Source organism: Mycobacterium sp. OAS707 (assembly GCF_014873705.1).
Lineage (GTDB): Bacteria > Actinomycetota > Actinomycetes > Mycobacteriales > Mycobacteriaceae > Mycobacterium.
Window position 1 is genome coordinate 183,346 of record NZ_JADBDS010000003.1, and the last position, 11,629, is coordinate 194,974.

At 66.0% G+C, this 11,629-nt stretch carries 7 protein-coding genes; 2 read left to right on the plus strand and 5 right to left on the minus strand.

The annotated features are described in order from the left end of the window. The first annotated feature begins 132 nt into the window (after positions 1–132). Positions 133–3,297 carry an AAA family ATPase gene (locus GGC64_RS18985; RefSeq protein ID WP_192724108.1) on the plus strand — a complete coding sequence of 1,055 codons (3,165 nt, stop codon included), beginning with the start codon at positions 133–135 and terminating at the stop codon, positions 3,295–3,297. Continuing rightward, complete coding sequence (locus tag GGC64_RS18990; RefSeq protein ID WP_192724109.1) at positions 3,294–6,482, plus strand: adenylate/guanylate cyclase domain-containing protein; 3,189 nt, start codon at positions 3,294–3,296, stop codon at positions 6,480–6,482. Before GGC64_RS18985 ends, GGC64_RS18990 begins: the two co-directional genes overlap by 4 nt. A gap of 44 nt (positions 6,483–6,526) precedes the next feature. Here the strand turns inward: GGC64_RS18990 and GGC64_RS18995 are convergent, their stop codons facing one another. The 5 genes from GGC64_RS18995 to GGC64_RS19015 form a co-directional block, all read right to left on the minus strand. Next, complete coding sequence (locus GGC64_RS18995; RefSeq protein ID WP_192724110.1) at positions 6,527–7,600, minus strand: hypothetical protein; 1,074 nt, start codon at positions 7,598–7,600, stop codon at positions 6,527–6,529. Between the two features lie 97 nt (positions 7,601–7,697). Beyond that, positions 7,698–10,256, minus strand: coding sequence for an FtsX-like permease family protein (locus GGC64_RS19000; RefSeq protein ID WP_192724111.1), 2,559 nt, complete (start codon positions 10,254–10,256; stop codon positions 7,698–7,700). After that, positions 10,256–10,945: an ABC transporter ATP-binding protein gene (locus tag GGC64_RS19005; protein WP_192724112.1), complete on the minus strand. Its 690-nt coding sequence runs from the start codon at positions 10,943–10,945 to the stop codon at positions 10,256–10,258. The genes GGC64_RS19000 and GGC64_RS19005 overlap by 1 nt, the downstream gene beginning before the upstream one ends. Then, the gene (locus GGC64_RS19010; protein ID WP_192724113.1) at positions 10,942–11,253 is read right to left on the minus strand and encodes a hypothetical protein; all 312 of its coding nucleotides are present in this window, start codon (positions 11,251–11,253) and stop codon (positions 10,942–10,944) included. Before GGC64_RS19010 ends, GGC64_RS19005 begins: the two co-directional genes overlap by 4 nt. Positions 11,254–11,365: 112 nt before the next feature. Beyond that, positions 11,366–11,575, minus strand: a complete 210-nt coding sequence (locus GGC64_RS19015) for a hypothetical protein (RefSeq protein WP_192724114.1) — start codon at positions 11,573–11,575, stop codon at positions 11,366–11,368. Between the last annotated feature and the right edge of the window lie 54 nt (positions 11,576–11,629).

Below are 11,629 nucleotides of genomic sequence, written 5' to 3' on the forward strand. Positions count from 1 at the left end.
GCAGGCCGGGGCACGTTGGCTTGCCCGGTAAATAATCGCTTTACATGACGGTCAATAACGCCGTTCGTCCGGTGGTCAAGGCCCTATTCTGGGGCAATCGGGGGTCGGGGCCCTCAGATCGGTGGTGCCGAGATGACGGTGGACGTGGTGGTCTGCGGGTCATGCGGCTGCGATCTGCGGGAAGACGTCAGGTTCTGCGGCCAATGCGGCGCCGCGGCCAGGCGCTCGCGTGACTCGGCGAACTACAAACAGGTGACAGTGTTGTTCGCCGACGTGGTGCGGTCGATGGACATCGCCGCCAATCTCGACATGGAACGGTTGCGCGAGATCATGACCGAGGTTGTCGAGCGCTCGGCGGCGCTGGCGCGCCGCTACGGCGGGACCGTGGAGTACAACGGCGATGGGGTGATGGCGCTCTTCGGCGCTCCACTTGCCCTGGAAGATCATGCTTTTCGCGCGTGCCTGGCAGCGCTGGCCATCCAGGACGAGGCCAACAGGCTGGCGGCCGAGGTGGCTGTCCGTGACGACGTGGCGCTGCGGCTGCGGGTGGGTCTCGACTCGGGCCGGGTGATCGCAGGCGAAATCGGCTCGGGCGCGCTGGGTTATCGCGCTACCGGCGAGCACGTCGGGATGGCCCAGCGGATGGAAGCTTCCGCACCGCCGGGGGCAGTCATGGTCTCGGAGTCGACAGCACAACTGGTCGAGCACGCCGTGCTGATGGGCGAGCCGCAATGGTTGCAGATAAAGGGCGCCGAAGCCCCGGTGAGGGCGCGCCAACTGCTCGGAATCAGCCCGCGGGCGGCCCCTGTCGGGCGTGCGGAGGCGAGCCTGGTCGGTCGGCGATCGGAGATGGCGACGCTGGACGCCATGATGGATCGCGCGATCGCCGGCCACGGCGGCGTGGTGAGCGTGGTGGGGCTGCCGGGTATCGGCAAGAGCCGGGTTGCCCGCGAGGCCGCATCACTGGCCGAGAGCCGCGGGGCCGACGTGTTCTGGGCGTTCTGCGAATCCCACGCAGGCGACATTCACTTTCATGTCATCTCCCAGCTACTGCGCGCCGGCACCGGCATCAGTGACCTCGACGGCCATGCCGCCCGAATCCGGATCCGCGAGCAGATCCCAGCGGCGGATGCCGAGGATCTTCTTCTGCTCGATGATCTGCTCGGCGTCTCCGACGCGAATGTGCCACTCCCCCAGATCAACCCGGACGCCAGACGGCGCAGGCTGACCGCGCTCATCAATTCGATGATGGTGGCGCGCACCAAACCGTCGCTCTTCATCATCGAGGATGTGCATTGGATCGATACGGTCAGCGAGGCGATGCTGGCCGACTTCCTTTCGGTAGTTCAGCAGACCCCGACAATCGTTCTGATCACGTCTCGCCCGGAGCAGGGCGAGGCGCTCACCACGATGCCCAACGCCCAGACCATCTCGCTTGCCCCCCTGGGTGATTCGGAAACCGCTGCACTGTTGAGCGAGCTACTGGGCTCGGATCCTTCGGTCAGTCAACTGGCCGCGATCATCGCCGAACGCGCGGCAGGCAACCCGTTTTTCACCGAGGAAATGGTGCGCGAGTTGGCCCAGCGCGGCGTGCTGGAAGGCAGCCGCGGTAAGCATGTGTGTCATACCAACGCCGCCGACATCGCCGTGCCCGCCACGGTCGAAGCTGCGATCGCGGCGCGTATCGACCGGCTCAGCAGTCGCGGTAGGCAGACGTTGAACGCGGCGTCGGTGATCGGCGCTCGCTTCGGAGCAGACCTGCTTGCCGCCCTTGGCATCAACGCGGTAGTCGACGAACTGCTCAGCGGCGAGCTGATCGATCAGCTGCGAACCTCCCCGCATGCCGAATACGCATTCCGCCACCCGCTGATCCGCACGGTGGCCTACGAAACACAGCTGAAATCCGATCGCGCCCAGTGCCATCGGCAGCTGGCCGCCGCAGTCCAGGAGTCAGCCTCAGAGTCCGTTGACGAGAACGCAGCGCTGATCGCCGAACATCTACAAGCCGCCGGCGAGATGCGTTCGGCATACGGCTGGCATATGCGCGCAGGTGCGTGGTCGGCCAACCGCGACCTCGACGCCGCCCGCCTCAGTTGGGAGCGTGCGCGCCGGATCGCCGACGAGTTGTCCGCCGACGACGGCAGTCAACTGGCGATGCGCATTGCACCCCGCACCATGTTGTGTGCCACCGACTGGCGTGCGATTCACGAAGGTTGGGGCCGCTTTGAGGAATTGAGGGAGTTGTGCAGCGCGGCCGATGACAAGGTGTCACTGGCCATCGGCATGTCGGGCCTCGTCGCCGAATTGCTCTACGCCGGCCGATCACGTGAGGGGGCCAGGCTGGCATCCGAACAGATGGCGCTGCTGGAGTCGATCGGCGATCCCGCCCTGACAATGGGTTTGGCCGTCGTAGCGTTCCTCAACTGGTGCAGTGTCGGCGACTTCGACGAGGTGTTGCGGTGGTCGGAAACCATCGTCGGCCTGGCCGAGGGTGATGCGGCAAAGGGCGGCGGCTTCGGGATCGGATCACCCCTGGCGGCGGCGTTGGCGTTTCGCGGCGTTGCTCGGTGTTGGCTGGGGCGTTCGGGATGGCGGCAGGATTTCGACGACGCGCTCGCGATGGCCCGAAACAGCGACCCGGCAACACTTGCCTTCGTTGTCTCCTGGGCCTATGGGATCGAGATGCCTTCTGGGGTGCTGGTGGTCGACGACTCCGCATTGGCGGTGATCGAGGAAGCGGTGCAGACAGCCGAGGGAGCTACCAACGACAGCGCACTGGCCCTGGTGAAATTCACGCTGGGCGTCGCCCTGCTGTATCGCGGCGTCGCCGCCGACCGGCACCGCGCACTGCAATTGATGATGCAGGCCCGCGAAGCTCAACGCCGGCACGCCCCATCCCTCCGGCCGGTCACCGACTTGCTGGTCGCGCAGGAGTGGGCCAAGCACGGCGACCGCGAACATGCCATTGCGATGGCGCGCAATGCCACCGACGAACTGCACCGGGCCGGGCGGTTCGGGTATTGCATCATGGCCAACGACATCCTGGCGCAGATGCTGCTGCAGCGCGGCGCCGACGGCGACCTGGCCGAAGCGCAGCAGGCGACGGATCGGCTGGCGAACCTGCTGCCGGGTACGGATTCGGCGATGCGCGGCATTGCGGTACTGCGGTTGCAGACCCTTCTAGCCCGGGCCCGGGGCGACGAAACCGCCTACCAAGACCTGGTAATTCGCTATCGCACAATGGCAGAAGCGCTTGGCTTCGAAGGCCATATCGCTTGCGCGGCGGCGATGTCATGACTGCGGTGACGTCGCTCTGCACAGGCTGTGGCGCCGAATTGCGCGCCAACAACAATTTTTGTCATCAGTGCGGCGCGCGAATCATCTTGGCGTCAACGCCTGCCGAGTACAAACAGGTCACGGTGCTGTTCGCCGACGTGGTGCGCTCGATGGACATCGCGGCGATCGTGGACATCGAGCGACTGCGCGAGATCATGGCTGATCTGCTCGAGCGCTCGGCGTCGGTGCTGAGCCGCTACGGCGGCACCGTCGAATACCACGGCGACGGTGTGATGGCGATCTTCGGCGCCCCAGTCGCGTTGGAGGACCACGCCTTCCGCGCCTGCGTTGCGGCGTTGACCATCCAGGACGAAGCGAAAGCCATTGCCGACCAAGTGCAGATCCGCGACGGCGTCGAGCTACGGCTGCGGGTCGGCCTAAATTCGGGTGAAGTGATCGCGGGCGACATCGGCTCGGGGTCACTGGGTTACCGGGCGACCGGGCAGCCAGTCGGGCTTGCACAGCGGATGGAAGGCGCCGCGCCCCCCGGCGGGGTGATGCTGTCGGAGTCGACCGCGCGACTGGTCGAGCACAGCGTGCTGCTGACGGAACCAGAGTGGGTGCGCATCAAAGGGGCCGACGAGCCAGTGCGCGCGCGTCGGCTATTGGCGATCAGCCCACCTGATGGCTCGATCAGACGCGCAGAGGCAAGCCTGGTTGGGCGACGCTGGGAGATGGCGGCGCTGAAGGCCATCTCCGACAACGCAATCGCGGGCCGCGGTGGTGTGGTGAACGTGGTAGGACCGCCGGGCATCGGCAAGTCCCGCGTGGCCAGGGAGGCTGCGGCGGCCGCTGCGAGTCGCGGAGTCGAGGTCTTTTGGACCTTCTGCGAATCACATGCTCGCGACGTCCCGTTCCATGCAGCGACGCGACTGCTTCGCGCGGGCAGCGGAGTGGCCGATTTCGACAGCCAGACCGCCCGCAAGCGAGTGCGAGCTCGTATGCCCGCCGATGCCGACCCGCTCGATCTGCTGCTGCTCGATGATCTGTTGGGCATCGCCGAGCCGAATGTGACGTTGCCCGAGATCGACCGGGATGCCCGCCGGCGGCGATTGACTGCGCTGGTCAACAGCGCCTGGCTGGCACGGACCGATCCGACACTTTTCATCATCGAAGATGCGCACTGGGTCGATGCGGTCAGTGAGTCGATGTTGGCCGACTTCCTGGGGGTGATCCCCCGTACTCCTTCGATGGTGTTGATCACGTCTCGCCCCGACTATGACGGAGCACTGATGCGGGTGCACGGCGCGCAAACGATAGCGCTTGCGCCACTTGGTGATTCGGACACCGCAGAACTGCTGGGCGAGCTCCTCGGTTCCGATCCCTCGGTTGGTGAGCTGGCGGCGATCATCACCGAGCGGGCCGCCGGCAACCCATTCTTTGCCGAAGAGATGGTGCGCGAGTTGGCTCAGCGCGGGGCGTTGGTCGGCGATCACGCTGAGTATGTCTGCCGGGTGGATGTCACCGAGCTGAGCGTGCCCGCCACGGTGCAGGCCGCCATCGAGGCACGCATCGACCGGCTGAGCACTCCGGCCAAGCGAACGTTGAACGCCGCAGCCGTCATCGGAGCCCGTTTCGACGCCGAACTGCTCGCCAGGCTGGGCATCGACGAGTCGGTCGACGAGTTGCTCAGCACGGAGCTGATCGATCAGGTGCGGTTCACCCCGTCCGCCCGGTATGCGTTTCGCCATCCGCTGATCCGCGCGGTGGCCTACGAATCTCAGTTGAAATCCGATCGCGCCGACTGGCATCGGCGACTGGCCGCCGCCATCCAAGAATCCGGTCCATCGTCGGTTGAGGAGAACGCGGCGCTGATCGCCGAGCATCTGGAGTCAGCGGGAGAGCTGCACGCCGCGTATGGCTGGCACATGCGCGCCGGGGCGTGGTTGACGAACCGCGACGTGGGCGCAGCGCGAATCAGCTGGGAGCGCGCCTGCCGCATCGCCGATGCGCTACCCGACGATGACACCGGCCGGCTGTCGATGCGCATCGCCCCGCGCACCATGCTGTGCGCCACCGACTGGCAAGGTCACCAAGCAACCCACCACACCCATGGCCGGTTCGCGGAGCTGCGGGAATTGTGCAGCGCGGCAGGCGACAAGGTGTCGTTGGCGGTCGGCATGAGCGGGCTCATCACCGAACTGCTCTACGCTCAGCGCACGCGCGAGGGGTCGCGGCTGGCGTCCGAACAGATGGCGCTGCTCGATTCGATCGGCGATCCGACGTTGACCGTCGGGTTGGCATTCGTTGCGTTCGCGATCTGGTTCGAAGCCGGAGAATTCGGCGAGATCTCCCGGTGGTCGCAGACCGTCATCGATCTTGCCGCAGGTGACCCCGCCAAGGGCGCGGGCTTCGGTGTCGGTTCACCGCTGGCAATCGGGCTGGCATTTCGCGCTATAGGTCGGTGGTGGCAGGGCCGCCCGGGATGGCGGCAGGATCTCGACGACGCCATCGCGATGGTCCGAAACAGTGACCCGGCGACCGCCGCCCTTGTGCTCACCTGGACGTACGGTGCGGTCCTTTATGGGGTGCTTCGGCCCGATGACTCCATACTGAGCGAGATCGAGGCCGTGGTACAGAGTGCCCATCGGGCTGGTAGTGATCACGCTATGTTCTACGCCGAGTACCTCTTGGGTGGCATGCTGCTGTATCGGGACGACGCGGCCGACCGCCACCGCGGCCTGGACCTGGCGGCGCGGGGCTACGAGTGGCAGCGCGAGCAAGCTCCCTCCCTGCTTCCCGTCACTGACCTGGTGACCGCCCCTGAGAGGGCAAGACGTGGCGACCGCGATGGCGCAATTCTGCTGGCGCGCAATGCTGTTGATGAGATACGTCGGCCAGGACGCATCGGATACGGCGTTCTTGCCGCAGGCATTCTGGTAGAGATGCTGTTGGAGCGCGGCGCCGACGGCGACGTGGCGGAAGCCAACGAAGCGATCGACTGGCTGTCGAGCCTGCGGGCCGATCAGGGCTCGGCGATCCTCGAGATCACACTCCTGCGGTTACGGGCGCTGCTCGCGGGCGCCCGTGGTGACGCGGTCACTTACCGCGACCTGGTGACCCGCTATCGCGCAATGGCGGAATCGCTTGGTTACGAGGGACATATGGCCTGGGCGGCAGCGATGTCAAAGGGCGACGGGATTTGACGCCAACCTGCCCCCGCTGCAGGCTGGCGCCAAATCAGGTCGAGCTATTTGGATCCGTCGGACTTGCCGTCCGATGAGCCGCGGGCTGACGACGCATCTGTGGGAGAAGAGTCGGCAGGGGAGGAGCCGGCCGTCGCCGCCCGGCTGCCGGCCGGCTCCTCCGTGGTCGCCCGGCCGCCTGTGCCACGGTGCGACGGATCGGACGTCTTCTTTTCTGCCCCAAGCGAATCGCGCACCACAGGGCGCGGCGTCGCCGGCGGCTCGGCCGGCTTCGTCGGCTCGGTGACATCAACCGGCGCCTCGGTATCGTCGACTGCCCCTTGCTCCTTGGGTGCTGGTTCTGTTGCAACGGGTTCGGTGACATCCTTCGGCGTCTCTGCCGACTTCTGATCGGTTGAAGTCGTGGTCTCCGTGGCCGATCCGCGCTCGCTGCCGGTTCGCTTGTCGTTTGAAACCACTGGCACCGCGGGGGCATCAGAAGACGGGTCGCTCGTGAGCTCTGGAGCGACGGTCGCAGGCTCTTCCACCGTTGCCGTGGCGGCTGCAGCAGCCAGCGGAATCGTGGGTATCGGCAGGAAGTAGCTGAGGAAGTTGATGACCGCGCATGGCGGGCACGCAAGGATGACGAGCACTATCAGCGGTCCAAACAACACCAAGACACCGAGGAACGCCGCTATCGGCGCGGGTAGCGCCAACGCGGCGGGCGTCGCCGCCAGCGCACTGGCGGTCGCCTCTTGCCGAAGCGTTGGCACGTCCGTCGACGCCACGACCCGGGGCGGCACGGTCCTCTCCCCGGTTGATGTATTGGCAACCGCGGCAGGGACATCCGCGGCGCCGCCGCCAGACGTCTCGAGTATTGCCGGTTGAGTCCGACGTCCGGTGACTTCCCGCACGAGAGCACCCCACCCCTCGGCCACCTCGGGCAGTGTCCAAGCCGTGAGCTGCACCGCACGAACTTCGGTTCGCGCGGTGGCGTCCGGTGGTATCGCGACCAGGCCCAGCGCGAGGATGCCTGCGCTTGCGACGGCGCCACCACTGGTGAGGTAGGTGCGCACAGAGGGATGTGACAAGGCTTTCGCGCGACGCCCCAAAGCGACGGATGTGCTTGCGGTACTCATCATCAAATCGTCGCTTCGTGGCGCTCCCACATCCGCAGTAGTGCGCCACTGCACTATCGGGCCGATGCGCGCGGCAATACTTAGGGGTCGACCCGCGTCAATTGGTTCGCAGCACATCGGCCGTCTCCAACCGTCGCGAATGGATCACCGGATAGACCGCCGCCGCCAAGACGAGGACGAACACGGCGCTGACCCCGGTCCGCAGTGACAACTCCGGGACGCCCCACGCGATTTTCATGCCGTAGTAGACCGGCGAGCCAAGCGACCACAGATACGTAAGGCCGACACCCCCAAGCCCTCCCAGAACCGCGACGAGGAGTGCCAGCAGGCCGGCATGGGTGATGACCACCGCCTGCTCCTGCAGAGGTAATACGCCGATCGCGCGCAGCGCAGCCCGCTCGCGCTTGCGTTGGACAAGACCGAGCACGAACACATTCAGCACGCTGAGGCCCGCCGCCGCCATCACCACATACCCGGCGACCGTGAACGGTTCGAGGAAACGCTTGATTCCGGCTGTTGCAGCCACCCGCCATTCGTTGTTGTCGTAAACCGAAAGCCCAGCGCCGAGATCGAGGAAGTCATCACGGTGGACGCTGGCTTCGGCGTCGGAGGGATAAGCCACGGCGACCTGATCGCGGACGGCCGCCCAATCCTTGCGCGCCAACCCTTCCGACACCAGGACGATATCGCCCACGGCGGTGTCGTTGATCATTCGCGGGCGAAACGTCCCGGCCACCCGGTACCGCTTGGGTCCGCCGACACTGGGCAATTCGACCGTTCCACCCGTTGCTACGCCGAGCCGGCTCGCGGCAACTTCGCTGAGTCCGATTTCGCCGGCGTTCAAACCCTGCCACATTCTGTCGCGCGCACCCTTGGGTTCGTACATCGCCTGGCTGTACCAATCGCCGGGAGTGACGCCAATGACGAGGCGCGACAACGTCCCTGACGAGATGGTCGACCGCCACCGCGACGACACGCTCCGCCCTTCGGCGGTGGCATCGACCAATTGGAAAGTGGCGTCGGCGATCTGGCTGTCGCGCTGATCGAGCACCGACTGGGCCGCGATGAGCAAGGTCGCGGGCAGGCGATTAGCCTTCTGCTCCGCAATTTGTTTGGTGCCGAGCAGTTGCATGCTCTGGGAGCCGATCGCCAGGCTGGAGCTTTCTGCGAGCACCGCCGCGGAGATTCCGAACAGCAGCGCGTAACGCTGAACATCGGCGCGCAGCAGGCGTCCGATATCGGGACGCGCGGCGGTCAGCAGCTTGATCAACTGCACTGCGCCACGCGGCGCGATCCACACCGTCACCAACGCGACGCCCAACAAACCCAGCGACATCCCGTTGATGCCGACTTCCAGCGGCAGCCACCCGTGCTCGAAGACCCGCAACAGCACAACGGCGGTCACAAGCATTACCACGCCAAAAATGAGCGGCCACAGCGGAATTCGCCTGACTCCCTGCACACCGCCCGCGCTCGCCATCGACGTCAACGGCCCTTCGCGCACCAGCCGCGAGGCCGGTCCGGCCATCGCAAGGATTCCGGCGACGATCCCCGCGACCGCTCCGATCACGACCAGGTCCGGCGTGAAGTGTGCCGCGATTGTGCCGCCGGAGCCTGCCAGCATGGCCTCCCCGAATCGGTTGACGAGATAGGTTCCGAGTAAGAAGCCGCTCGGTACGCCCAACAACCCTCCGAGTACACCCAGCACTGCGCCTTCACCGAGCATGCCGGCGAACAATCCGACAGGCTTGGCACCGATCGCGCCGATGGTTCCCATCACCGACCGGCGGTCCTCGACGGCCAGCAGAATGGTGTTCACGGCGATGAGGATGCCGATCAGAACGCCTGCGGCGGCGGTCAGGTTGAGGCTCTGCGTGCCGTTCTCGAAAACGGCCGGTTGGTGCGGTCGCGGCGGCCCCGCCGTGGCGATTCCGCCGATGGCGCGCTCGACGTCCGCCTTGATCTCGGCTCCACGCTTCGGCAATACGAACGCCGCGGTGGCGTAGCCGGGCGAGGACAGCAGCCGCGCGGCGATATCCGCGGAGGGAGCCAACAGCACGTAGCCGTCGTTGATTCCCTCGACACGATCGAACTCCGAAAACGTCCAACCCAGGTGCGCCGAACCGCGAGGCAAGCCCGGGATATGCAACTCGTCGCCGAGCCGTAAGCCATGCCGCTTGGCGATGACGGCCGGAATCTGAAGTGGGACACCAGGACCAGCGGCCGGCTGTTCGCTGCGGGCGCGCCGCTCACAGTCGAACGAACCGACGAGCAACTCGATCTGGCAGGTGCCGCCGAGCAGGAAGAACCCGTGAGTGCCGCCCGCGACGTCCACGGGCGTCAAGCCGGCGACGACCGGGATGACGGCTGCTGCCCCTGCCACCTCGGCACGCAGACGGCTCACCGTTTCAATTGGCAACCGTCCGCTCACATTTGGGGTTACCTCCATCACCCCGGTATTGGCGGCGCGGGTGAGCGACGGGCCGAACGAGTCGAACGGCCGGGCGAGCTCGGTTTTGAGGATCAACGTTCCGAGCACGACAGTCACGCCGAGCGCGACGCCTATCGCGCTGAGCAGGGTACGGCGCCAGTCGGCGATCAGCGCTGCCAGGTGAATTCGGCGAAACGTCTGCCATCCGGCGCGCAGCCGATACATCACCGCTCCGCGACGGCGGCGCAGGAACGCCCGTCGACGAGGTGCACCTCGCGGCAGCCGTACCGCGCCGCGGCCGGATCATGTGTCACCATGACGACCGCCGTTCCGTCTTCGTCGGCCAGTGAGCGAAGTAGATCCAACACCTCGGTCGACGATTGGCTGTCCAGATTTCCGGTTGGCTCGTCGGCAAGGACCATCGTCGGCCTGGCCACCAGCGCCCGCGCCACCGCAACCCGTTGCATCTGGCCACCCGACAGTTCCGACGGCCGGTGCCGGGCCCGGTCGTCCAACCCGACCCGCTCCAGCAGGCACATCGCGACCGCATCAGCTGACCGGGCCGGCATCCCGTCGAGGACCAGCGGCAACGAGACGTTTTCCACGGCGCTCAGCATCGGCACCAGGTTGAAGAACTGGAACACGAACCCGAGATTGCGTCGGCGAAACGCCGCGCGGGCGCCGGCGCTCATCGCCCACATGTCCTGGCCGGCCACGGTCACCGTGCCGTCGTCCGGCTTGTCCAACCCACCGGCGATGTGCAGCAAGGTCGATTTTCCTGCGCCGGATGGGCCCGTTACGACGACGAATTCCCCTGTGTCCAAAGTGAAGTCGAAGTCAACGAGCACGTGCACCTGCTCGTCGCCCCTTTGGTACTTCTTGGCGACGCGATCGAGCTGCAGTACGGGTGTCACAGCCTGAACATTTCGCGTCGCATGGCCGCGCTCTCGACGAACTCGTCGCGCAGCGGCGGGTAGAAGGGCGGGGCACAGAGTTGCTGTTCAGGATCGGCGGATGTCCTCACAAACATCGCATGCACCGCCGCGATCAGCCCGCGCCGGCGCTTTGTGGCCGGCACTGCCAGCGCTGCCGCCGTGCTGAGCGCCACCTGCTGCTCGGTGATGACAACTAGCGGCTGAGTCGGAGTCGCCTCGCCGACGACCTGCTCTCGTTTTTCGACGACCCCCTGGGTATCGGCTGGTGTCGTATCTAGATCGGACACTTCGGGCCCCCCTTGTTTGGCGATGTGTCCGATTAATCGTCGGTCGCGTCAGCCGGCAGGGTCTCAGTAGCGCACTACTGCAATCTCCCCGTGTCGGCGCACGGGTACCTAGTCACCGGCTCGCATACGTGGTCGCCCGCTGGGCCGCGAGCAACTTGGCTTCGGCGATGCGATACAGGCCGTCAAGGGCTGGCTGCTCCACGTTGACGTACTGGCAGATGACGTCGGAGGCGACGCCGGCGTCACGCAGTCTCAGTGCCAACGAATACGCCAAGGGCAACCGCCGTAATGCCTGCTCACGCTCGCTGAGTTCAGTGTCCATCGGGCCAGGATGCGTCAGTTGTCGTCGCGCCGATTCAGTAGAGCGCTACTGAAT

Coding starts and splice junctions, on each gene's coding strand:
- GGC64_RS19015 (WP_192724114.1), bottom strand. CDS start 11,575: ATGGACACTGAACTCAGCGAGCGTGAGCAGGCATTACGGCGGTTGCCC.
- GGC64_RS18995 (WP_192724110.1), bottom strand. CDS start 7,600: ATGAGTACCGCAAGCACATCCGTCGCTTTGGGGCGTCGCGCGAAAGCC.
- GGC64_RS18990 (WP_192724109.1), top strand. CDS start 3,294: ATGACTGCGGTGACGTCGCTCTGCACAGGCTGTGGCGCCGAATTGCGC.
- GGC64_RS18985 (WP_192724108.1), top strand. CDS start 133: ATGACGGTGGACGTGGTGGTCTGCGGGTCATGCGGCTGCGATCTGCGG.
- GGC64_RS19000 (WP_192724111.1), bottom strand. CDS start 10,256: ATGTATCGGCTGCGCGCCGGATGGCAGACGTTTCGCCGAATTCACCTG.